The sequence below is a fragment of the Isoptericola sp. NPDC060185 genome, assembly GCF_042728595.1.
GTDB lineage: Bacteria > Actinomycetota > Actinomycetes > Actinomycetales > Cellulomonadaceae > Isoptericola.
The window spans coordinates 1-21,564 of the sequence record NZ_JBHWYY010000011.1 but is presented as its reverse complement, the minus strand read 5'-3'; the positions used below and the strand labels follow the sequence as shown (position 1 = coordinate 21,564).

Annotated in this window: 20 protein-coding genes; 5 read left to right on the top strand and 15 right to left on the bottom strand. The window is 72.3% G+C overall.

Annotation, left to right across the window (positions count from 1 at the left end):
• Positions 1 to 55: 55 nt before the first annotated feature.
• Together opcA and pgl are read left to right on the top strand one after the other, a co-directional pair.
• Positions 56 to 1,012, top strand: a complete 957-nt coding sequence (opcA, locus tag ACFWDO_RS06415; protein WP_380315295.1) for a glucose-6-phosphate dehydrogenase assembly protein OpcA — start codon at positions 56 to 58, stop codon at positions 1,010 to 1,012.
• Entirely contained in the window at positions 1,009 to 1,806 is a 798-nt protein-coding gene (pgl, locus tag ACFWDO_RS06410; RefSeq protein WP_380315298.1) for a 6-phosphogluconolactonase, read from the top strand. Before opcA ends, pgl begins: the two co-directional genes overlap by 4 nt.
• An 85-nt stretch (positions 1,807 to 1,891) precedes the next feature.
• Here pgl and ACFWDO_RS06405 read toward each other — a convergent pair whose 3' ends face one another.
• From ACFWDO_RS06405 to uvrA, 15 genes are all read right to left on the bottom strand, one after another.
• On the bottom strand, positions 1,892 to 2,788 hold the full coding sequence (locus ACFWDO_RS06405) for a phenylalanine 4-monooxygenase (RefSeq protein WP_380326821.1): 897 nt from the start codon (positions 2,786 to 2,788) through the stop codon (positions 1,892 to 1,894).
• Positions 2,789 to 2,868: 80 nt separating this feature from the next.
• Positions 2,869 to 3,234, bottom strand: coding sequence for an RNA polymerase-binding protein RbpA (locus ACFWDO_RS06400; protein ID WP_380326824.1), 366 nt, complete (start codon positions 3,232 to 3,234; stop codon positions 2,869 to 2,871).
• A gap of 133 nt (positions 3,235 to 3,367) precedes the next feature.
• Positions 3,368 to 3,610: a preprotein translocase subunit SecG gene (secG, locus tag ACFWDO_RS06395; protein ID WP_380326827.1), complete on the bottom strand. Its 243-nt coding sequence runs from the start codon at positions 3,608 to 3,610 to the stop codon at positions 3,368 to 3,370.
• A 185-nt stretch (positions 3,611 to 3,795) separates the two neighbouring features.
• The gene (tpiA, locus tag ACFWDO_RS06390; RefSeq protein WP_380326832.1) at positions 3,796 to 4,563 is read right to left on the bottom strand and encodes a triose-phosphate isomerase; all 768 of its coding nucleotides are present in this window, start codon (positions 4,561 to 4,563) and stop codon (positions 3,796 to 3,798) included.
• Positions 4,564 to 4,627: 64 nt separating this feature from the next.
• On the bottom strand, positions 4,628 to 5,827 hold the full coding sequence (locus ACFWDO_RS06385; protein ID WP_380326830.1) for a phosphoglycerate kinase: 1,200 nt from the start codon (positions 5,825 to 5,827) through the stop codon (positions 4,628 to 4,630).
• Between the two features lie 171 nt (positions 5,828 to 5,998).
• The gene (gene gap / locus ACFWDO_RS06380; protein ID WP_380325607.1) at positions 5,999 to 7,003 is read right to left on the bottom strand and encodes a type I glyceraldehyde-3-phosphate dehydrogenase; all 1,005 of its coding nucleotides are present in this window, start codon (positions 7,001 to 7,003) and stop codon (positions 5,999 to 6,001) included.
• 305 nt (positions 7,004 to 7,308) lie between these two features.
• Positions 7,309 to 8,289, bottom strand: coding sequence for a DNA-binding protein WhiA (gene whiA, locus ACFWDO_RS06375; RefSeq protein WP_380325610.1), 981 nt, complete (start codon positions 8,287 to 8,289; stop codon positions 7,309 to 7,311).
• 51 nt (positions 8,290 to 8,340) lie between these two features.
• A complete protein-coding gene (gene yvcK, locus ACFWDO_RS06370) occupies positions 8,341 to 9,297 on the bottom strand; it encodes a uridine diphosphate-N-acetylglucosamine-binding protein YvcK (RefSeq protein ID WP_380325622.1) in 957 nt (318 codons plus the stop codon).
• Positions 9,298 to 9,314: 17 nt separating this feature from the next.
• The gene (gene rapZ, locus ACFWDO_RS06365; protein WP_380325612.1) at positions 9,315 to 10,250 is read right to left on the bottom strand and encodes an RNase adapter RapZ; all 936 of its coding nucleotides are present in this window, start codon (positions 10,248 to 10,250) and stop codon (positions 9,315 to 9,317) included.
• A complete protein-coding gene (uvrC, locus tag ACFWDO_RS06360) occupies positions 10,247 to 12,340 on the bottom strand; it encodes an excinuclease ABC subunit UvrC (RefSeq protein ID WP_380325615.1) in 2,094 nt (697 codons plus the stop codon). The genes rapZ and uvrC overlap by 4 nt, the downstream gene beginning before the upstream one ends.
• A gap of 68 nt (positions 12,341 to 12,408) precedes the next feature.
• The gene (locus ACFWDO_RS06355) at positions 12,409 to 13,308 is read right to left on the bottom strand and encodes a carbohydrate ABC transporter permease (RefSeq protein ID WP_380325619.1); all 900 of its coding nucleotides are present in this window, start codon (positions 13,306 to 13,308) and stop codon (positions 12,409 to 12,411) included.
• Positions 13,305 to 14,327, bottom strand: coding sequence for a carbohydrate ABC transporter permease (locus ACFWDO_RS06350; RefSeq protein ID WP_380346850.1), 1,023 nt, complete (start codon positions 14,325 to 14,327; stop codon positions 13,305 to 13,307). The genes ACFWDO_RS06355 and ACFWDO_RS06350 overlap by 4 nt, the downstream gene beginning before the upstream one ends.
• Positions 14,324 to 15,766 carry an N-acetylglucosamine/diacetylchitobiose ABC transporter substrate-binding protein gene (gene ngcE / locus ACFWDO_RS06345; RefSeq protein WP_380346848.1) on the bottom strand — a complete coding sequence of 481 codons (1,443 nt, stop codon included), beginning with the start codon at positions 15,764 to 15,766 and terminating at the stop codon, positions 14,324 to 14,326. Before ngcE ends, ACFWDO_RS06350 begins: the two co-directional genes overlap by 4 nt.
• A gap of 262 nt (positions 15,767 to 16,028) precedes the next feature.
• A complete protein-coding gene (locus ACFWDO_RS06340; RefSeq protein ID WP_380325980.1) occupies positions 16,029 to 16,529 on the bottom strand; it encodes an OsmC family protein in 501 nt (166 codons plus the stop codon).
• 18 nt (positions 16,530 to 16,547) lie between these two features.
• On the bottom strand, positions 16,548 to 19,577 hold the full coding sequence (gene uvrA, locus ACFWDO_RS06335) for an excinuclease ABC subunit UvrA (protein WP_380325983.1): 3,030 nt from the start codon (positions 19,575 to 19,577) through the stop codon (positions 16,548 to 16,550).
• 85 nt (positions 19,578 to 19,662) lie between these two features.
• On the opposite strand from uvrA, the gene ACFWDO_RS06330 reads away from it, so the two are divergent.
• The 3 genes from ACFWDO_RS06330 to ACFWDO_RS06320 all read left to right on the top strand — a co-directional run bounded on the left by ACFWDO_RS06330 (position 19,663) and on the right by ACFWDO_RS06320 (position 21,483).
• Positions 19,663 to 20,322, top strand: a complete 660-nt coding sequence (locus ACFWDO_RS06330) for a TetR/AcrR family transcriptional regulator C-terminal domain-containing protein (protein WP_380325986.1) — start codon at positions 19,663 to 19,665, stop codon at positions 20,320 to 20,322.
• Complete coding sequence (locus ACFWDO_RS06325; RefSeq protein ID WP_380325989.1) at positions 20,319 to 21,122, top strand: SDR family NAD(P)-dependent oxidoreductase; 804 nt, start codon at positions 20,319 to 20,321, stop codon at positions 21,120 to 21,122. Before ACFWDO_RS06330 ends, ACFWDO_RS06325 begins: the two co-directional genes overlap by 4 nt.
• A gap of 64 nt (positions 21,123 to 21,186) precedes the next feature.
• Complete coding sequence (locus tag ACFWDO_RS06320; protein WP_380325992.1) at positions 21,187 to 21,483, top strand: YciI family protein; 297 nt, start codon at positions 21,187 to 21,189, stop codon at positions 21,481 to 21,483.
• Positions 21,484 to 21,564: the final 81 nt, after the last annotated feature.

The following is a 21,564-nucleotide window of genomic DNA, read 5'->3' as shown; positions in this document are numbered from 1 at the left end:
GCCGCACCCACCTGTGCCGCACCCACCAGTGCCGCATCCACCCAGGAGACCCGCGATGATCATCGACATGCCGGACACGACCACCAACGCGGTCGGCAAGCGGCTGGCCCACCTGCGGGACGAGGGCGGCGCCGTGGCGCTCGGCCGGGTCCTGACCCTCGTCGTCGCCGCCGAGGAGACCGACATCGAGGACTCGGTCCGCGCGGCCAACCAGGCGAGCCACGAGCACCCCTGCCGCGTCATCGTCATCGCCCCGCTCGCCCGGAGCGGCTCCGGCGCCCCGCGTCTTGACGCCGAGATCCGCGTCGGCGGCGATGCCGGCGCCTCGGAGGTCGTCGTGCTGCGGGCCGGCGCGCCGATGCTGGAGCACCCCGACACGCTCGTCATGCCGCTCCTGCTGCCCGACGCGCCCATCGTCGTGTGGTGGCCCACCGGCGGCCCGGACGACCCGTCGGCCGACCCGATGGGCGCGATGGCGCAGCGCCGCATCACCGACACCACCACCGCTGCCGACCCCGTCGCGATGCTGCACCGCCTCGCGGGCACCTTCAGCCCGGGCGACACCGACCTGGCATGGGCCCGCGTCACCCTGTGGCGCGGCCTCATCGCCGCGGCCGTCGAGCAGCCCCCGTACGAGCCCGTCACGGCCGTGCGCGTCGAGGGCCAGGAGCAGCACACCTCCCTGGACCTGCTCGCCGCCTGGCTCGGCCAGCGGCTGCGCTGCCCCGCCACGGTGGTGCGCACCGACAGCGACGACGCCATCACCCGCGTGACGCTGGAGCGCAAGAGCGGGCCGATCGTGCTCGACCGGCCCGACGGGCGCGTCGTGGCGATCACGCAGCCCGAGAAGCCGGAGCGCCGGATGGCCCTGCCCATCCGCGCCCTGAGCGAGGCGCTCATCGAGGAGCTGCGACGCCTCGACCCCGACGAGCTGTACGGCGAGGTCCTCACCAAGGGCCTCACGCGGGTCGAGACCGTCCGGGCCTCGTCGCGGGCGAAGGCGAAGGCGTGAGCACGCCCGGGGCCACGCCGCTCGTCGTCGTCCACCCGGACGCCGCCGTCCTCGCCGAGGCCGCCGCGGCGCGCCTGCTGACGCGGCTCCTCGACGCCCAGTCCGTGCGCACCCCCGTGCACGCCGTCCTGACCGGCGGCACCGTCGGCATCAAGACCCTCGCAGCCGTGGCGGCGAGCCCGCTGACCGCGGCCGTGGACTGGTCCGGCGTGCACCTGTGGTGGGGCGACGAGCGGTTCCTGCCCGACGGCGACCCGGACCGCAACGAGACCCAGACGAGGGACGCCCTCGTGGACGCCCTGGTGGCGGGCTCCGGCCTGCCGGCCGAGAACGTGCACGCGATGCCCGCGCCGGGCGTCGTCATCGACGGGGCCACGGTCGGGACGCCGGAGGAGTCGGCCGCGGCCTACGCGGCAGAGCTCGCGCGCTTCGCCCCCGCCGCCGGCGCGGACGACGCCCCGGCGGTGCCGGAGTTCGACGTCCTCATGCTCGGCATGGGCCCGGACGGCCACGTCGCCTCCCTGTTCCCGGGCCACGAGGGACTCGCCGCCCGCGGCGCGACGGTCGGGGTGCACGGCTCCCCCAAGCCGCCGCCGGAGCGCGTCTCGCTGACGTTCGACGCCCTGCGCCGCGCGCGCGAGGTCTGGGTCGTGGCCGCGGGAGCAGAGAAGGCCGCACAGGCCGCCGCCGCGCTGGCGGGCGGGCCGGTGGCCGAGGTGCCCGCCGCCGGCGCGCGGGGCACCGAGCGCACGCTGTGGCTGCTCGACGCCGCCGCGGCCGCGCCCGCCTCCTGAGGATCGCGCCCGGACCGGACGACGCAGGACGACGGCCCCCTCGCTCCACGGCGAGGGGGCCGTCGTCGTCCTTCGGCTGCGAGGGTCAGCTGGCCGACCGGTGCCGGGCAGCGAGCAGGCGTCCGGGGGTCTCGTCGTCGAACTCGGCGAAGAACTGCCCCACCCGCTCGGTGAGCTCGTTCATGCCGTCGCACGCGAAGAGCGTGGGCTGGTAGTGCGAGATGTCGTACTCGACCGTGCCCATGGAGTAGAAGTCGAGCGGCAGGACGGTCGCGCCACGGAACTCCTCGATCTCGCCGTACGACGACAGCAGGCCGGCGCCGTAGGCCCGCAGCTCCCCGTCCTCGTACATGACGCCGAACTCGATCGTGAACCAGAAGACGTCGGCGACGAACTGCAGACCCTCCGCGGTCTCGCACCGCCGCGCCGCCTCCCCGGCCCGGCGCTTCACCTCGGCGATGGCGGGGTTCGCGAGCAGGTTCCCGTGGCCCACCACCTCGTGGATGATGTCCGGCTCCGGGGTGTACAGCGGCTGCGAGCCGTGCCGCAGGTACTGCGTGGAGTGGAAGACGCCGTCGGCGAGGGACCCGTAGAACTGGTCCAGGGGCACGAGTCCGGCGGCCGGGTGCAGGCGGAAGCCACTCAGGCGTTCCAGGCCCGCGCTGACCTCGTCGAGCTGCGGCACGCGGTCGGTGGGCAGTCCGAGGGCCTCCTTGCCCTCGAGGTAACCGCGGATCGCCAGCCGCTCGTGCTTGGGCGCGAGCTCGGCGCACACGGTGCGCCAGATCTCGTTCTCCGCGGGGGTGTAGTCGACCTGAGGCACGGGGTCACCGGGTGACCAGCGCAGCGCGGGGCCGGCGATGACCTCCCGACGGCGGCGGTACTCCGGGTCGTTCGCACCGGGGTGGTCGTCCGTGAGGTGCACCGTGACGCCGTTCTCGTCCTCGGTGACGGGGGCGTAGAGCTGTCCTTCCTCGAACATGCCGAAAGACTACGCCCCGTCTCGACAGGTGGACATCCCCCGGTGCCCCGAGGCACCGCCCCGGGGCACCGGTCGAGACGTCAGCTCGCCCGGCGCAGGACCGTACGGCGGGCCCGCAGCGTCGCGAGCGCCTCCTCCAGGAGGGCCGCGCCGTCCTCCTCGGACCGGCGTTCCTTCACGTACGCGAGGTGCGTCTTGTACGGCTCGTTGCGCACCGGCGACGGCGGGTTCGCCGCGTCCAGCCCGGCGGGGAAGCCGCACCGCGGGCAGTCCCAGAACTCCGGGGCCTCCACGTCCTCGTTCGCCGAGAAGCTCGGCGTCGTCTCGTGTCCGTTCGCGCACCAGTACGACACCCGCACCCGGGGTGCCGCATCGCCGCGCTCGGACTCTCCCAGGGGCCCCGCGCCTACGCGCGAGCCCCGGATCGCATGACCGGCTGTAGCCACGTCCTGTCGTCCTCACCTTCGACTCAGTGGGCGTTCGCCCACGGACGATCTTCGTGAACCGTGGTCCGGCGCGTCGTCGCCCCGGACCCGTGCCCCCGCACCGGACGGAGCCGGTGACGGTCGCGTCGTGCGGTCAGCTGACCTTCGTGATGAGGCCGAGCAGCACGATCACGACGAACCAGACGAGCGCGAAGCTCACCGTGATCCGGTTGAGGTTGCGCTCAGCGACGCCGGAGCTGCCGGCAGCGCTCGAGATCCCCCCGCCGAACATGTCGGACAGACCGCCGCCCTTGCCCTTGTGCATCAGGATCAGCAGGGTCAGGAAGGCGCTGGTGATGACCAGGAGAACCTGGAGGATGATCTGCAAAACGTCCACGGTGTCCTCGGCTGTCCTTCGTTCGTCGTCCGTCCCGCGGGACGGGTTCGGTGCCAGGACGTCGTCCCGGCCGGGTCAAGAGTAAGTGACGGACGCCTCTCGAAGCGAACACCGATGTCTCCACCTGGTGACGATCCCGAGAGGCGTCCGTCCGGCGGGCACGGCCCACCGTCGTGCGTGTCGCGTCAGGCGACGTGCGACTGGTACCGCGCGATCTTCGCGAACTCGACCGGGTCGAGGCTCGCCCCGCCCACGAGGGCGCCGTCGACGTCGGGCTGCGCCATGATCTGCGCGACGTTGCCCGACTTCACCGAACCGCCGTACAGGACGCGCACGCCCGCGGCGAGCTCGGCGCCGTACAGCTCGGCGAGGCGGCCGCGGATCGCACCGCAGACCTCCTGCGCGTCCTCGGGGGTCGCGACCTCGCCCGTGCCGATGGCCCACACGGGCTCGTACGCCACGACGACCTGCGCGGCCTGCTCGGCGGGAACGCCCTCGAGCGCCGCGTCGACCTGCGCGAGGGTGTAGGAGACCTGGTCGCCCGCCTTGCGGACGTCCAGGCCCTCGCCCACGCAGAGGATCGGCACGAGGCCGTGCTCGAAAGCGGCGCGCACCTTGGCGCCCACGACGGCGTCGTCCTCGGCGTGGTACTCGCGGCGCTCCGAGTGGCCCACGGCCACGTAGGTGCAGCCCAGGCGGGCGAGCATCGGGCCCGAGATCTCACCGGTGTACGCGCCGGACGCGTGCGTCGACAGGTCCTGGGCGCCGTAGCGCAGCTCGAGCTTGTCGGCGTCGACGAGGGTCTGCACCGAGCGCAGGTCCGTGAACGGCGCCAGCACGGCGACCTCGACGGCCGCGTAGTCGTGCTTCGCGTCCTTGAGCGTCCACGCGAGCTTCTGCACCGCGGCGATCGCCTCGGTGTGGTCCAGGTTCATCTTCCAGTTGCCCGCCATCAGGGGCGTGCGGGTGGTGGCCACGATGGGCTCCTTGTTCTCTCGTGCTGCGGGGTGATGGGTGTCAGGCGCCGAGGACCGCGAGCCCCGGGAGCTCTTTGCCCTCGAGGAGCTCGAGGCTCGCGCCGCCGCCCGTGGAGATGTGGCTGAAGCCGTCCTCGTCGAAGCCGAGCACGCGCACGGCCGCGGCGGAGTCGCCGCCGCCGACGATGGAGAAGGCGCCCGCGGCCGTGGCGTCGACGATGCCCTGCGCGACGGCGCGGGTGCCGGCGGCGAAGGCGGCGAACTCGAACACGCCCATCGGGCCGTTCCAGACGATCGTCCTCGCGTCCGCAAGGCGCGCCGCGAACAGGGCGCCGGACTCCGGGCCGATGTCGAGGCCCATGGTGCCGTCGGGGATCTGGTCGGCGGGCACGGTGCGGTGCGGGGCGTCGGCGGCGAACGAGTCCGCTGCGACGATGTCCGTGGGCAGCACGATCTCGACGCCGGACTCGGCGGCCTGCGCCAGGTAGCCCTTGACGGTGTCGACCTGGTCCGCCTCGAGGAGCGAGGAGCCCACCGAGTGGCCCTGCGCCGCGAGGAACGTGAAGACCATGCCGCCGCCGATGAGCAGGCGGTCGGCCTTGGTCAGGAGGTTCTCGATGACGCCGAGCTTGTCGGAGACCTTCGAGCCGCCGAGCACCACGGCGTACGGGCGCTGCGGGTCGGTCGTGGCGCGCGAGAGCGACTCGACCTCCTTGAGCACCAGGTCGCCGGCGGCGGCGGGGAGCACCTTGGCCACGTCGTAGACCGAGGCCTGCTTGCGGTGCACGACGCCGAAGCCGTCGGAGACGAACGCGTCCGCCAGGGCGGCCAGCTCGCCGGCCAGCTCCTCGCGCTCGGCGTCGACCTTCGAGGTCTCGCGCGAGTCGAAGCGCACGTTCTCCAGCAGCGCGACCTGGCCGTCGGCCAGCGCGGCGACCGTCTCCTGGGCCGAGGGGCCGGTCACGTCGGCCGCGAGGACGACGTCCTGGCCGAGCAGCTCGCCGAGGCGCGCGGCCACGGGGGCGAGGGAGTACGCGGGGTTCGGCTCGCCCTTGGGGCGGCCGAGGTGGGCCGTCACGACGACGCGGGCGCCGGCGTCGACCAGGCGGCGCAGGGTCGGCAGCGCGGCCTTGATACGGCCGTCGTCCGTGATGGTGGTGCCGTCGAGCGGCACGTTGAAGTCCGAGCGGACGAGGACGCGCTTGCCGCGCAGCTCGCCCAGGGAGTCGATGGTCTTCATGAGGCACACCTGTCCGTCAGGGCCCGGTGCGTGCCGTGCGGCCGTCGCGCGGCCGCCCGTCCCGGGCGGGTGATCTGTTCCGTACATGACGACGTCCGCGTGCGCGGCCGGGGTTCGGCGCGCACGCGGACGTCGTGACTCACGCTCGAGCGGTGTCGGGCGCCGGAGTCGTCAGAGCTTGCCGCCGACGTGGACGGTCAGCGCGACGAGCGAGTTCGAGTAGCCCCACTCGTTGTCGTACCAGGAGACGACCTTGACCTGGTTGCCGATCACCTTGGTGAGCTTCGAGTCGAAGATGCTCGTGTGCGGGTTGGTGACGATGTCCGACGACACGATCTCGTCGTCCACGTACTCCAGGGTGCCCTTGAGCGGGCCCTCGGCGGCGGCCTTGACCGCGGCGTTGACCTCCTCGACCGTGACCTCCTTCGGAGCCTCGAAGGTGAGGTCGGTGGCCGAGCCGGTGATGACCGGGACGCGCAGCGCGTAGCCGTCGAGCTTGCCCTTCAGCTCCGGGAGCACCAGGGCGACGGCCTTGGCGGCACCCGTGGTGGTCGGCACGATGTTCTGCGCGGCGGCGCGGGCGCGGCGGAGGTCCTTGTGCGGGCCGTCCTGCAGGTTCTGGTCACCCGTGTACGCGTGGATCGTCGTCATGAGGCCACGCTCGATGCCGATCGAGTCGTTGAGGGCCTTGGCGAGCGGCGCGAGGCAGTTCGTCGTGCACGACGCGTTCGAGATGATGTGGTGCGCGGCCGGGTCGTACTGGTCGTTGTTCACACCCATGACGAAGGTCGCGTCCTCGTTCTTCGCCGGGGCGGAGATGATGACCTTCTTGGCGCCGGCGTCGATGTGCGCCTTGGCCTTGGTGGCGTCCGTGAAGAAGCCGGTGGACTCGATGACGATGTCCGCGCCCAGCTCGCCCCAGGGCAGGTTGGCGGGGTCACGCTCGGCGAGCGCACGGATCTTGTGGCCGTCGACGATGATGTTCTCGTCGTCGAAGTCGACCGACTTCGGGAAGCGGCCGAGCACCGTGTCGTACTTGAGCAGGTGGGCCAGAGTCTTGTTGTCGGTCAGGTCGTTGACGCCGACGACCTCGATGTCCGCACCCGACTCCACGAGAGCGCGGTAGAAGTTCCGTCCGATCCGACCGAAGCCGTTGATCCCGACGCGGATGGTCACGATTGCCCTCCTCAGGGCGCGCCGGTGGGGTCCGGCGCACACGGTTGATGCCGACTTCCGCGCGCCACGACGGGCGCGCTGATGATTCACGCCGCGACCCTGGGACCGGGACCCCCGACGTCTTCCTCCGGGCGGTCAGCCTTGGGTCACGTCGTCGTCACCTGACGTCATGACCCTATACCCGAATCGGCTGCTGCGCCGACCCTCGCGGCCCGCGTGAGACGTGTGGTCTGACCATATGGACGGGCGCCCGCCCCGACGCCTGCGGAGCGGCGGGGACGGCCCGCGCCGCCCCCGCCCTCCGGTCAGAGGTCGAGCAGCTCGGGGCTCAGGCCGGACTCCGTGTCGGGGACACCCACCTCGATCGCGCGCTTGTCCGCCGTCGACAGCAGCCGGCGGATCCGGCCCGCCACGGCGTCCTTGGACAGCGGCGGGTCGGCCAGCTGCCCCAGCTCCTCGAGGGACGCCTGCTTGTGGGCCAGGCGCAGCTCGCCCGCCTGGCGCAGGTGCTCGGGCACGTCCTCGCCGAGGATCTCGAACGCCCGCTGCACGCGGGCCCCCGCTGCCACCGCGGCCCGCGCCGAGCGGCGCAGGTTCGCGTCGTCGAAGTTCGCGAGCCGGTTCGCGGTGCCGCGCACCTCGCGCCGCGCGCGCCGCTCCTCCCAGACCTCCCGGGTCCTGACCGCGCCCATCCGGAGCAGGATCTCGCCGATCGCCTCGCCGTCGCGCACGACCACCCGGTCCACGCCGCGCACCTCGCGCGACTTCGCCTGCACGCCGAGCCGGCGGGCGGCGCCGACCAGCGCGAGCGCCGCCTCAGGCCCGGGGCACGTGACCTCGAGCGCCATCGAGCGGCCGGGCTCCGTGAGCGAGCCGTGCGCGAGGAAGGCCCCCCGCCAGACGGCCTCCGCCTCGGCGACGCCCGCCGAGACCACCTCCGGCGCAAGCCCTCGCACGGGGCGCCCCCGGGAGTCGAGCAGCCCGGTCTGGCGGGCGAGCGACTCGCCGTCGCGCACCACGCGCACCACGTAGCGGTTGTTCTTCCGCAGGCCACCGGCCTGCACGACGATGAGGTCGCTCGTGTGCCCGTACAGCTCCGTGATCGACTGCCGCAGCCGCGCCGCGGCCGCCTCGTCGTCCAGCTCCGCCTCGATGACCACGCGGCCCGAGATGATGTGCAGGCCGCCCGAGAACCGCAGCGTCGCCGACACCTCGGCCTTGCGGCACGACGTCCGGGTCACCTTGATCCGCGTGAGCTCGTCCTTCACCTCTGCCGTGAGCGCCATGGCGTCATCCTGCCACGCGCGGCAAGCAACCTCGGCGTCGGCCGGAGGCGGTCAGACGTCGCCGTAGATCCCCTCGAAGACGTCCCGGTAGGCCGCGGCCAGGCGCAGCGGGTCGTGCTGCGCGGAGCCGTCCCCGCGCCGCAGCTGGCGCATGAGAAGCTTCGCGCCCATCGCGGCCGCGGCCTCCGCCAGCTCGTCGACGTCCTCCACCGCGGACGGGTCCGCGAGCACGGCGTCCACGCGCAGCCCGGGGGCGTGCCGGTGCAACGCCTCGAGGTGGTCGGTCGCCGTCAGCCCCTGCGTCTCGCCCCGCTCCGTGGCCAGGTTGAGGGTCACGCAGACGCGCGCGTCCGTCTCGTGCAGCGCCCGGGCCAGCTCGGGCACCAGCAGGTGCACCAGCACCGACGAGTACCAGGACCCCGGCCCCAGCACGACCCAGTCGGCCGACCGCACCGCCTCGACCGCCTCCGGGCACGCCGGCGGGTCGGCCGGGACCAGCCGCAGCTGCTCGATGCGCCCCTCCGTCAGCGCGACGCGGGACTGGCCGACCACGGTCTCCACGCCGCCGACGCCCCCCTCGCCGTCCCGCCGCACGTCCGCCTCGACGACCAGCGGCACGGACGCCATGGGCAGCACCCGCCCGCGCGCTCCCAGCAGCTTGCCGACCCAGTCCAGCCCCGCGACCGTGTCGCCCAGGAGCTCCCACAGGGCCACGATCATGAGGTTGCCCATGGCGTGCTTGTCGAGGCTCCCGCCCGAGACGAACCGGTGCTGCAGCAGGTCGCTCCAGGTGCGCCCCCACTCCGAGTCGTCGCACAGCGCCGCGAGCGCCATGCGCAGGTCGCCCGGCGGGAGCACGTCCAGCTCGTCACGGAGGCGTCCCGAGGAGCCGCCGTCGTCCGCCACGGTCACCACCGCGGTGAGCCGGTCGGTCATCAGGCGCAGCGCCGAGAGGCTCGCGTACAGCCCGTGCCCCCCGCCCAGGGCGGTCACCGCGGGCGCGCCCATGCTCAGGGCCGGCGTGGTCACTCCTTCCCCAGGTCGCGCGCGGTGAGGGTGACGCGCTGCCCGGCGTCGCGCAGCCGCTGGGCGATCTCGCCCGCGATCGCGACCGACCGGTGCTTGCCGCCTGTGCAGCCGACCGCGATCGTGACGTACCGCTTCTCCTCCGCCAGGTAGCCGGCGAGCACGGGCTCGAGCGCCGCGACGTAGCGGTCCACGAACTCCCGCGCGCCCGGCCGGGCCAGCACGTACTCGCGCACGGGCGCGTCGCGGCCCGTGAGGTGGCGCAGCTCGGTGATCCAGTACGGGTTCGCCAGGAAGCGCACGTCCACCACATGATCGGCGTCCAGCGGGATGCCGTACTTGAAGCCGAACGCGAGCACGTTGACGCGCAGCGCGTCGGGGGCCCCGTCGGCCACGGCCGCCCGGACCTCGCGGGCGAGGTCGTGCACCGACAGCTCGGACGTGTCGATGACGACGTCGGCGCGCTCCTCGATGGAGGCGAGCCGGCGACGTTCCTCGGCGATGCCGTCCAGGATCCGCCCCTCCCCCTGCAGGGGGTGCGGTCGCCGGACGCTCTCGTAGCGCCGCACCAGCGTGTCGTCGCGCGCGTCGAGGAACAGGATGCGGTAGTTCACGCCCGCCTCGCGCAGGTGCAGCAGCGCGCGGGTGAGCTCGGCGAAGTACTCCCGGCCGCGGACGTCGACGACGACGGCGAGCCGCTCGACCGACGAGCCGGCCCGCGTCATGAGGTCCACGAGCGGCACCATCATCAGCGGGGGGAGGTTGTCCACGACGAACCAGTCGAGGTCCTCCAGGACCCCCGCGGCCCGCGAGCGCCCCGCGCCCGACATGCCGGTGATGATCAGCACCTCCGGCTCGGGCGACTCGGGGGCCGGCGTCGTGGCCTCGATCTCGGGGATGCCCTGCGGGACGGTGGTGGGCTCCGGCTCGCTCATGCGCCCAGCATGCCAGGGCCCGGCCCGTCCTGACCCGACGGCGCGCTGCCCCCGTCGGCGGCGAGCGCGGCCACGACGGCCTCCGCCGTGCGGCGGCCCATCCCCTTGACCTCGGCGATCTCGTCCACGCTCGCCGCGCGGAGCCGCTTCACGGAGCCGAACGTGCTCAGCAGCGCCTTGCGCCGCGTGGGCCCGAGCCCCGGGACGTCGTCGAGGACCGACACCGTCATGCCCTTGCTCCGCCGGCGGCGGTGCTGCGTGATGGCGAACCGGTGCGCCTCGTCGCGCACGCGCTGGAGCAGGTAGAGCCCCTCCGACGAGCGCTGCAGGATGACGGGGTAGTCCTCCCCCGGCAGCCACACCTCCTCGAGGCGCTTCGCGAGGCCGCAGAGCGCCACGTCGGTGACCCCGAGCTCGTCCAGCGCGCGCTGCGCCGCGGCGACCTGAGGGGGGCCGCCGTCGACCACCACGAGGTTGGGCGGGTACGCGAACCGCTTGCGCTCCCCCGTCTCCTCGGCCGGCACCTCTCCGGACCGAGGGCGCGCCGCGGCCGCCGGGGCCCCGTCCTGGTCGGCGTCCGAGGCATCGTCGAGCTCGACGTCCCCCGCGGCGAGCCGGTCCGCCAGGTAACGCCGGAACCGCCGGGTGATCACCTCGTGCATCGCCGCGGTGTCGTCGCGCGCGCCGTCGCCCTCCGGGCCGCGCACCGAGAACGTGCGGTACTCGCTCTTGCGCGGCAGGCCGTCCTCGAAGACCACCATCGAAGCCGACTGGTACGTGCCCTGGGTGTGAGACACGTCGTAGCACTCGATGCGCAGCGGGGCGGACTCGAGGCCCAGCGCCTCCTGGATCTCGCGCAGGGCCTGGCTGCGGGTCGTGAGGTCGCCCGCGCGCCGGGTCCGGTGCAGCGCCAGCGCGTGCTCGGCGTTGGCCCGCACGGTCCCCGCGAGCTCCCGCTTGTCCCCGCGCTGCGGCACCCGCAGCTCCACGCGGGCGCCGCGCAGCCCCGTGAGCCACGCGGTCATCTGGGCCGGGTCGGGCGGCAGCACCGGGACGAGGACCTCGCGCGGGACGGCGTCGCGAGCCTCGCGGCGGGCCGAGGCCCGCGCCTCGGCGTCCTCCTCGGCCCCGTCGGCCGCGGCGCGCGCGTCCTCCACCGCGCCGTACACCTGCTGGAGCAGGTGCTCGACCAGCTCCTCGTCGGTGACGTCCTCGACCTTCTCCACGACCCAGCCGCGCTGGCCGCGGATGCGCCCGCCGCGCACGTGGAACACCTGGACCGCTGCCTCCAGCTCGTCGCCGGCCAGGGCGAAGACGTCGGCGTCCGTCGCGTCGGGCAGCACGACGGCGTTCTTCTCCGTGGCGCGCCGCAGCGCCTGGATGTCATCGCGCAGGCGGGCGGCCTGCTCGTACTCCATCGACGCGGCGGCCTCGTTCATCCGCGCGGTGAGGCGACGCTCGAAGCGCTGGGTGTCGCCGGCCATGAAGTCGCAGAAGTCCTGCGCGAGCTGCTTGTGGTCGTCCACGCTGATGCGCCCGACGCACGGTGCCGAGCACTTGTCGATGTACCCGAGGAGGCAAGGGCGGCCCGTCTGGTGCGCGCGTCGGTAGACGCCGGACGAGCAGGTGCGGATCGGGAACACCCGCAGCAGCAGGTCGAGCGTCTCCCGGATCGCCCACGCGTGGCCGTAGGGTCCGAAGTACCGGGTGCCCCGGCGCTTGGCGCCCCGCATCACCTGGGCCCGCGGGACCTCCTCCGCCATCGTGACCGCGAGGTACGGGTAGGACTTGTCGTCCCGGTACTTCACGTTGAAGCGGGGGTCGTACTCCTTGATCCAGGAGTACTCGAGGGCGAGCGCCTCGACCTCCGTGCCCACGACCGTCCACTCGACCGACGCGGCCGTGGTGACCATCGTCTGGGTGCGGTGGTGCAGGTGCGCGACGTCCTGGAAGTAGCTCGACAGCCGCGCCCGGAGGTTCTTCGCCTTGCCGACGTAGATGACGCGGCCGTGCGGGTCGCGGAACCGGTAGACGCCGGGCGACGTGGGGATCTCCCCCGGCTTCGGGCGGTAGGTCGCAGGGTCGGCCATGCGGTCAGCCTAGGTCAGGCCACCGACGCTTCCTCCTGCCGACCGACCGCCCGAGGCCGGGGCGCTCCCTACTTGTTGGTGCCGGCCGTGACCGACCCCTGGAGCTGGCGCTGGAAGATCACGTAGGCGATCAGCACGGGCACGATCGTCACGACCACGGCCGCGAACATCGCGCCGAAGTCGACCGCGTACCCCGCGGACGACACGAACGCGGCGAGCCGCTGGGACAGCACGTAATTGCTCTGCTCGGGGTTCAGGGCGATCGGCAGGATGAACTGGTTCCACAGGCCCAGGAAGTTGAAGATCGCGACCGACGCCATGCCCGGGGTCGCCATCGGGAGCATCACCTGGAAGAAGGTGCGCCAGTTGCCGGCGCCGTCGATCGCGGCGGCCTCCGCGATCTCGTCCGGGAGCCCGCGGAAGAACGAGTACAGGAAGAACACCGTGAACGGCAGCGCGAACGCCACGTACACCACGATCAGCCCCGGGAGCGTCCCTAGCAGCCCGGCGTTCTGCATGACGAAGAACAGCGGCACGATCGCGAGGAACACCGGGAACGTGAGCCCCACGAGCATCAGGTAGTAGATCGCGCGCCGGAACGGGAACTCGAACCGCGCGAGCACGTAGGCGCACATCGCGCCGAGGAGCATCACGAGGATCAGCGCCGACCCGACCACGATGATCGTGTTGACGAACGCCCGGCCGATCTCGGCGTCCACCCACGCGTGCTCGTAGTTGATGAACGACCAGTTCGACGGCAGCGAGAACGGCGACGCGAAGATCTCCGAGCTCGTCTTGAACGACCCGATGAACACCCAGATCATCGGCGCGATCACGAGGACGCACCAGATCACCAGGACGGTGTGCGACACCCCCGCGGCGACCCTGTCTCCCCCCTTGCCTCCCGTGGGCTTCACCCGCGGCGCGGGCGCTGCCGCGTCGTGCGCCACCTGCGTGTCGGCGCTCATCGGCGGCCTCCTTCGTCCCGGCCCCCGGTGAGGCGGTTCACGGTGAACACCAGCGCGGCGAACACCAGGGTGACGATGGCCATCGCCACGCCCATGGCGCTGGCGTAGCCGAACTTCCCCTCCGTGAACGCCGTGCGGAACAACTGCTGGGACATCACGAGCGTCGAGTTGTCCGGGCCGCCCGTCGGGTTGAGCGCCTGCACGTACACGAACAGGTCGAGGGCGATGATCCCCAGGTAGATGTAGGCGGTCTGCACGTTGTCCCGGATGAGGGGGACCGTGATGGACCACGACGTGCGCCACCGTCCCGCGCCGTCGATCCGCGCCGCCTCGTAGATCTCCGAGGGGACGCTCTTGATGGCCGCGATGAACAGCAGCATGTAGAACCCGACGAAGCCCCACACGACCACGAACATCGTCACCGGCATCGCCGTGCCGACGTTGCCGAGCCAGGCGAAGGACTCGAACTTGTCGAGCCCGAGGCCGGTGAGGACCCCGTTCACGAGGCCGTTGCTCGGGTCGAGGATCAGGCGCCACATGATGCCGACCGCGATGCCCGGGATGACGTACGGGAAGAGCGACACCACGCGGTAGAAGCCCGACCCGCGGACGCCGCGGACCTGCCCCTTGCCCGAGCCGCCCACCGTGATGAGGATCGCGAAGGCCAGCGAGATCGCGATCGTGATCAGGGGGATGAAGATCCCGAACATGACGCTGTTGCCGACGGCGTTGACGAACCGCGGGTCCTGCACGAGCGTCGTGAAGTTCGAGAGCCCGATGATGTCGAAGTCGGCGGTGAAGCCCGACCAGTTGGTGAGCGCGTAGAACACGGCCTGGATGAACGGCCAGATCACGAAGACGAGGAAGAGCGCGAGCGGGATGCCGAGGCAGACGACGAAGAAGCTGACGCTGTCGAACGACACCCCACCGGCCCGCCCCTTGCGGGGCCCGTTGCCGGGCCCCGCAAGAGATCCCTCGTCGGTGGGCAGAACCTGCCCGGCGCCAGGGATGGCGCTCATGACACCTCGATCTTGTCGATGGTGTCGTCGTTGGCGATGCGGTCGGTGATCGCCTGCAGCTCCTTCGTCAGGTCGGCCACCGACTTCTTCCCGTCGAGGAAGGAGTTCCAGATCGGCAGCTGCTCCTGGTTCATGCCGTAGGTGTTGACGAAGTTGAACGTGAAGATGTCCGTCCCGGCCGCGCTGAGCATGTCGGTCTGGGACACCAGCGCCGTCGACCCGAACCCGTCGGCGGGGACGATGTCCTTGACGATGGTCGGCGCGAGCTTCGTCTTCGAGAAGTTCGTCGCCGACTCCTTCGAGAGCATGACGCGCAGCAGCTCCTTGCCGCCCGCCACGCTCTTGGCCTGCGACGGCACGATGAACGGCTCGCCGGCGGTCGAGTGGAGCGCCGTGGCCGGCATCGCCGGGCTGGAGGTCACCGAGAAGCTCGGCACGCCCTTCATCTGGAAGTCGGGCGCCGTCTGGTCCTTCATCTCGTTCTCGATCCAGGACCCGGACGGGTAGAGCAGCGCGTCCTGCTTGTTGCTCCACTGCGCCTGGGCGGCCGTGAACTGGGTGCCCGAACCACCCGGCTTGAAGTACCCGGCGTCGATGATCTCCTTCATGATCGTGAAGGTGGCCTGGAGCGCGTCCTGCGACCAGCAGTCGGGCTTGAGGTTCTCCAGAGACAGCCGGACCTCGTCGCCGCCCTCCTTGATCGCCGACTCGATCGCCAGCGTCTGGTAGTAGGTCGCGGCCTCGGTGCCCCACAGGAAGAGGTACTTGCCGGCCTTCTTCGCCTCCGCGCCGAGGGCCTTGGCCTCCTCCCACGTGGCGGGGGGCGTCCAGCCGTTCTTCTCGAAGAGGCTGCCGGAGTACCAGACGCCGTACACCGTGAGCACGTAGTTGAGCGCGGCGAACTTGTCCCCGTACGTGCCCGGGGCGAGCACGCCTTCGTAGAGGGTGTCGCGGATGGTGGTGCCCTCGACGTTCGGGGCGTCGATGACGTCGGTCAGGTCCTCGAGCTGGTCGAGGATCGTGTTGAAGCCGATCGACTGGGCGCCGGAGTTGTCGATGAGGTCCGGCGGGTTGCCGCCGACGAAGCGCGGCTGGAGCTCGGTGGCGATCTGCGTGGAGGGCGAGACCTTCACGGTCGAGCCCGCGTGCAGGCCGGCGAGGACCTTCCCGGCGAACTCGACGTAGTCGACGCCGTACCCGCCGTCGAAGATCACGGCGTCCACGGTCGTGTTCTCCGCCATGCCGAACGGGTTCTTCGGGTCCGCGTTGCCGGTGGGCGACGCGGACTTCTCGCCCTCGTTGCTCCCGCCACCGGTGGCGCAGGCTGCCAGGGGCAGGCCGAACGGCACCGCGGCGGCCGTGAACATGACGGCCCGCAGAACGGACCGGCGGCTGGGCTCAGGGGTGGTGTTGGTGCTGGTGGTGAAGTTGCTGGTCATCCTCGTAGATGCCCTTCGTGTCAGGGTGCGCCTCGCGGCGCCCCGTCAACCGGTGCCTGCACTGCCCCGCACGGGGCGCTTGCGCCGACCTCCTCGTCTCGCGCGCTGTGAGCGGGTGCGGAGGCCGCAACGCTCACGGAAATATCTCTCCTCCATTGGAGCGATGGAGTGGAAAATATTCACGCCAGAGCGCCACGTCAACAGGCAACACGGACCTGTGACCGTACTGGTATAGATCACCCGCGCCGAGGTGCCGACGCGGTCAGCCGGCGGTCGTCGACAGACGCACCGGCGCGGGCTCGATCAGCACCGAGAAGTTCACCGACCGGGCGATGAAGCACAGGGCGTGGGCGCCGTGGTGCAGCGCGCCCACCGCCTCGTCCGTGGCCTGCGGCCCGGCGTCGACGGTGACGCGCGGGCGCAGCGTGACGTCGGTGAACTGGCCCTCGCCGCGGGACTCGACGCGCATCGTGCCCGTCGTGTCGTCCACGTAGTCGCGCACCACGAGGCCCGACTCCGCGGCGAGGTGCAGGAACCACAGCATGTGGCACTGCGCCAGGCTCGCGACGAAGAGCTCCTCCGGGTTGTAACGGGCCGGGTCGCCGCGGAAAGCGGGGTCGGCGCTACCGGCCAGCGCGGGCTTGCCGGTCAGCACGACCTGGTGGTCGCGCGAGTAGGCGGTGTACGACGTCGTCCCCGCCCCGTCACCCCCGCTCGGGTCGGGCCAGGCCACGGTCACGGCGTAGTTGTGGTGCGCACCCATGGCCCACACGCTAGGGCGTCACGCCGCGCTGCGCCCTCCGGACCGCTTGGTCGTCCCCTTGCCCTTCGTCGTCTCCTTCGCCTTGGCCGACGTCTTGCCCTTGGCAGCGCCCGTACCCTTCGCCGAACTGCGGGTCCGGGTCGCCGACGACGTCGAGGTGGCCGCGGCGCTGCGTGCCGACGGGCGGGCAGCCGTGGGCACGGCCGGGTGCTCGTCGAGGATCGTCGCCAGGAACGTGCCGGTGTGGCTCGCCTCGACCCGGGCGACCTCCTCCGGCGTGCCCTCCGCGACGACCGTGCCGCCCCCGGAGCCGCCCTCGGGGCCCATGTCGACGATCCAGTCGGCGCTCTTGATGACGTCGAGGTTGTGCTCGATCACCAGGACGGTGTTGCCCTTCTCGACCAGCGACTGCAGCACGCCCAGGAGCTTGCGGATGTCCTCGAAGTGCAGGCCCGTCGTCGGCTCGTCCAGCACGTAGATGGTGCGGCCCGTGGACCGCTTCTGCAGCTCGCTCGCGAGCTTCACGCGCTGCGCCTCGCCGCCGGACAGGGTCGGGGCGGGCTGCCCGAGCCGCACGTAGCCGAGGCCGACCTCCACCAGGGTGGTGAGGTAGCGCGAGATCGCCGGGAACGCGGCGAAGAACTCCGCGGCCTCCTCGATCGGCATGTCCAGGACGTCCGCCACCGTCTTGCCCTTGAAGTGCACCTCGAGCGTCTCGCGGTTGTACCGCGCGCCGTGGCAGACCTCGCACGGCACGTAGACGTCCGGCAGGAAGTTCATCTCGATCTTGAGCGTCCCGTCGCCGGCGCAGGCCTCGCAGCGGCCGCCCTTGACGTTGAACGAGAAGCGGCCCGGCCCGTAGCCGCGGACCTTCGCCTCCTCGGTCTCCGCGAAGATCTTGCGGATCCGGTCCCAGACCCCGGTGTAGGTGGCCGGGTTCGACCGCGGCGTGCGCCCGATCGGCCCCTGGTCGACGTGCACCACCTTGTCGAGCTGGTCCATGCCGGTGACCCGGGTGTGCCGGCCCGCCACCTGGCGTGCCCCGTTGAGCTCGTTCGCGAGCACGGTGTGCAGGATCGAGTTCACGAGGGTGGACTTCCCGGAACCGGACACTCCCGTCACCGCGGTCAGCACGCCCAGCGGGAACGACACGTCGATGCCGCGCAGGTTGTTCTCGCGCGCCCCGACCACCGTCACCTTGCGCTTCGGGTCCACCGCACGACGCTCCGCCGGCAGCGCGATCGAGCGCCGTCCGGACAGGTAGGCGCCCGTCATCGAGCCCTCGGCCTCGAGCAGGCCCGCATAGTCCCCGGAGTGCACGACGCGGCCGCCGTGCTCCCCCGCGCCGGGCCCCACGTCGACGATCCAGTCCGCGGCCCGGATCGTGTCCTCGTCGTGCTCGACGACGATCAGCGTGTTGCCGAGGTCGCGCAGCCGCGTGAGGGTCTCGATCAGCCGGCGGTTGTCCCGCTGGTGCAGGCCGATGGAGGGCTCGTCGAGCACGTAGAGCACGCCGACGAGGCCGGAGCCGATCTGGGTGGCCAGGCGGATCCGCTGGGCCTCGCCGCCCGACAGCGTCCCCGCCGGGCGCTCGAGCGACAGGTAGTGCAGGCCGACGTCGACCAGGAAGCCGAGCCGGGCGTGGATCTCCTTGAGGACCTCGGTGGCGATCGCGCGCTCGCGCTGCCCCAGCTCCAGACCGTCGAGGAACCGCTTGGCCTCGTCGATCGGGAGCCGGCAGACGTCCCAGATCGACTTGCCGCCGACGGTGACGGCGAGGACCTCGGGCTTGAGCCGCGCACCCGAGCACACCGGGCACGGGACCTCGCGCATGTAGGCCTCGTACTTCTCCTTCGACCAGTCGGACTCGGTTTCCCGGTGCCGCCGCTCCAGGAAGGTCACCGCGCCCTCGAACCCCGTGGAGTACTGCCGCTCGCGGCCCCAGCGGTTCTTGTAGCGCACGTGCACCTGGTGGTTGCGCCCGAAGAGGATCGCGTCGCGGGCGCGCTGCGGCAGCGCGCGCCACGGCACGTCCATGGAGAAGCTCATCTCCTCCGCCAGCGCGGTGAGCACCCGCTCGAAGTACTCCGACGACGTCAGCGCCCAGGGCACGACGGCACCCTCGCGCAGCGTCTTCTCCTCGTCCGGCACGACGAGGTCGGGGTCGACCTCGAGCCGGAAGCCGATGCCCGTGCACTCCGGGCACGCGCCGTACGGCGCGTTGAAGGAGAAGGTGCGGGGCTCGATCTCGTCCAGAGCCAGCGGGTGGTCGTTGGGGCACGCGCGCTTCTCGGAGAACTTGCGGACGCGCTCGAGGTCGTCGATGTCGGCGTCGACGAGCTCCACCATCACGAGCCCGCCGGCGAGGCGCAGGGCCGTCTCCACGGAGTCCGTCAGGCGTCGCTGCACCCCGTCGCGGGAGACGAGGCGGTCGACGACGACCTCGATGTCGTGCTTGAGCTTCTTCTCCAGCGTGGGCGGGCTCGTCAGCTGCACCACCTCGCCGTCGACCCGCGCGCGGGCGAAGCCCTGCGTCTGCAGCTCGGCGAACAGGTCGGCGTACTCGCCCTTACGCCCCCGCACCACCGGCGCGAGGACCTGGTACCGGGTGCCCTCGGGCAGCTCCAGCAGCTTGTCGACGATCTGCTGCGGCGTCTGCGAGCGCACGGGCTCGCCGCACACGGGGCAGTGCTGCGTGCCGGCGCGCGCGAACAGCAGGCGGAGGTAGTCGTAGACCTCCGTGATGGTGCCCACCGTGGACCGCGGGTTGCGGTTCGTGGACTTCTGGTCGATCGACACCGCGGGCGACAGGCCCTCGATGAAGTCGACGTCGGGCTTGTCCATCTGCCCGAGGAACTGGCGCGCGTACGCGGACAGGGACTCCACGTAGCGGCGCTGGCCCTCGGCGAAGATCGTGTCGAACGCGAGGGACGACTTCCCGGAGCCCGACAGACCGGTGAAGACGATGAGCTCGTCGCGCGGGAGATCGAGCTCGACGTTGCGGAGGTTGTGCTCGCGGGCGCCGGAGATGACGAGGCGGTTGCTCACCCGGGCATCCTACGTCGCCGCGCCGACATTCGTACAGGCGTTCGACGTGATCCTCGCCTCGTCCCGCGAGGTTTACACTGTAAACATGAGCCGTCTCCCGCTGACCCGACGCCGGATCGCCGAGGCCGCCGTGGCGGTCGCGGACGCCGACGGCCTGGCGGCCGTCACGACCCGCCGGATCGGCGCCGAGCTCGACGTCTCGGCGATGGCGCTCTACCGGCACGTCGCCGGCCGGCAGGGGCTCCTCCAGGCCGCCGCAGCGCTCGCCGCAGAGGGCACCCGCGTGGTCCCCGCGCCCGACGGCGACTGGCGCGACGGCCTGACCGCGCTCGCCGAGTCCGGCCGGAATGCGTTCGCGGCGCACCCGTGGCTGCTCGCCCTCGCCGTCGGCCCCGAGGGCGCGCTGGACCCCACCCCGCCGGAGACCACCGAGCGGCTCCTCGCCCTGCTGTGCGGCGCCGGGCTCGACGCGGACGAGGCCGCCGACGCCCTGCTCGGGGCCGCGGCCATCCCGGTCGGCGTGGCCTCCCTCACCGGGACGCGCCCGCCCGCCGCCGCGGCGTCGCTCGAGCCCGACGGCGACGCGGCCCCCACCCCCGCCCACGCGGCCCTGCACGCACGCGGCCTGACGCCCGACGTCGGGCTCCGCGTCTTCCACCTCACCCTCGCCGCCTACCTCGACGGCATCGACCGGCGCCTCCGCCACGAGCGACGGCCGGACGCCACCCCCAAGGAGAACCCATGAGCAGCACGCACCCCACCGACCCGCTGACCGGCCCGCTGGCGCACAAGGTCGCGATCGTCACCGGCGGCGCCGGCGGCATCGGACGCGGCATCGTCCGCAGGTTCCTGGCCGACGGCGCGTCGGTGCTCGTCGTCGACCTGCTGCCGCCCGAGGACGGCGAGCGCCTCGTCGCGGACCTCGTGACCGAGCGCGCCGGCGGGCGCGACGGCGCCGCGCACTACCTGCGCGCCGACATCGCCGACCCCGACGCCGCGCCCGCGATCGTCGCCGCCGCCGTCGAGGCGTTCGGGCGGCTCGACGTCCTGGTCAACAACGCCCACGCGTCCCGGCAGGCACCGCTGCTGGAGACCACCCAGGAGATGTGGGACCTGTCGTTCGGCACCGGCGCCCTCGCCACCCTGCGCCTCATGCAGGCCGCGCACCCCGAGCTGGCGCGGGCGCACGGCTCGATCGTGAACTTCGGCTCGGGCGCGGGCATCAAGGGGCTGCCGACGCAGGGCGCGTACGCCGCGGCGAAGGAGGCGATCCGGGCCCTGAGCCGGGTCGCGGCCAACGAGTGGGCCGCCGACGGCATCCGGGTCAACGTGGTGTCCCCCGTCGGCCTCACCCCGGGCATCGAGCAGTGGTCGCAGGCCTACCCCGACGCCTACCAGGAGGTGCTCGACGGGATCCCGCTGCGCCGTCTGGGCGACCCGGAGCAGGACGTCGCGCCGGTGGTCGCGTTCCTCGCCGGCGACGACTCGCGGTACCTGACGGGACAGACCCTCATGGCCGACGGCGGCTCCATCAAGCTCTACTGACACGACGGCGGGCGACGGCGGACGCCCGGGCCGCGCGCCCACCGCGCGGTGGTTGGATGCAGCCATGTCCGTCTACGCCGTCACGTACGTCTACGTCACCGACCCCGACCGCCTCGCCGCGGTACGGCCCGAGCACCGGGAGTTCCTGCGCGGCCTGCACGACACCGGCACGCTCCACGTGTCCGGCCCGCTGCCGGCCACCCCCGACGGCGAGCCCGGCGGCGCCCTCCTCGTCGTCGAGGCGGACGACGCCACCGCGGCCCTCGAGCTGCTGGCCGCCGACCCCATGCGCCGTGAGGGCCTGGTCGCCCACCGTGCTGCGCGCGAGTTCGTGCCGGTGATCGGCGGTTTCGCGGCCTGACCCGGCGCCCGCACGCCACGGGTCCCCCGGACGCGACGGAGGCCCCGGACGACGCGTCGTCCGGGGCCTCCGTCGCGTCCG

Bases quoted from the DNA above. Each gene is read 5' to 3' on its own strand.
- uvrC (WP_380325615.1), bottom strand. From the start codon at position 12,340: ATGGCCGACCCTGCGACCTACCGCCCGAAGCCGGGGGAGATCCCCACG.
- ACFWDO_RS06385 (WP_380326830.1), bottom strand. From the start codon at position 5,827: ATGAAGACCATCGACTCCCTGGGCGAGCTGCGCGGCAAGCGCGTCCTC.
- ACFWDO_RS06350 (WP_380346850.1), bottom strand. From the start codon at position 14,327: ATGAGCGCCATCCCTGGCGCCGGGCAGGTTCTGCCCACCGACGAGGGA.
- yvcK (WP_380325622.1), bottom strand. From the start codon at position 9,297: ATGGGCGCGCCCGCGGTGACCGCCCTGGGCGGGGGGCACGGGCTGTAC.
- whiA (WP_380325610.1), bottom strand. From the start codon at position 8,289: ATGGCGCTCACGGCAGAGGTGAAGGACGAGCTCACGCGGATCAAGGTG.
- ngcE (WP_380346848.1), bottom strand. From the start codon at position 15,766: ATGACCAGCAACTTCACCACCAGCACCAACACCACCCCTGAGCCCAGC.
- ACFWDO_RS06325 (WP_380325989.1), top strand. From the start codon at position 20,319: ATGAGCAGCACGCACCCCACCGACCCGCTGACCGGCCCGCTGGCGCAC.
- ACFWDO_RS06320 (WP_380325992.1), top strand. From the start codon at position 21,187: ATGTCCGTCTACGCCGTCACGTACGTCTACGTCACCGACCCCGACCGC.
- rapZ (WP_380325612.1), bottom strand. From the start codon at position 10,250: ATGAGCGAGCCGGAGCCCACCACCGTCCCGCAGGGCATCCCCGAGATC.
- ACFWDO_RS06340 (WP_380325980.1), bottom strand. From the start codon at position 16,529: ATGGGTGCGCACCACAACTACGCCGTGACCGTGGCCTGGCCCGACCCG.
- ACFWDO_RS06405 (WP_380326821.1), bottom strand. From the start codon at position 2,788: ATGTTCGAGGAAGGACAGCTCTACGCCCCCGTCACCGAGGACGAGAAC.
- ACFWDO_RS06355 (WP_380325619.1), bottom strand. From the start codon at position 13,308: ATGAGCGCCGACACGCAGGTGGCGCACGACGCGGCAGCGCCCGCGCCG.
- opcA (WP_380315295.1), top strand. From the start codon at position 56: ATGATCATCGACATGCCGGACACGACCACCAACGCGGTCGGCAAGCGG.
- ACFWDO_RS06330 (WP_380325986.1), top strand. From the start codon at position 19,663: ATGAGCCGTCTCCCGCTGACCCGACGCCGGATCGCCGAGGCCGCCGTG.
- tpiA (WP_380326832.1), bottom strand. From the start codon at position 4,563: ATGGCGGGCAACTGGAAGATGAACCTGGACCACACCGAGGCGATCGCC.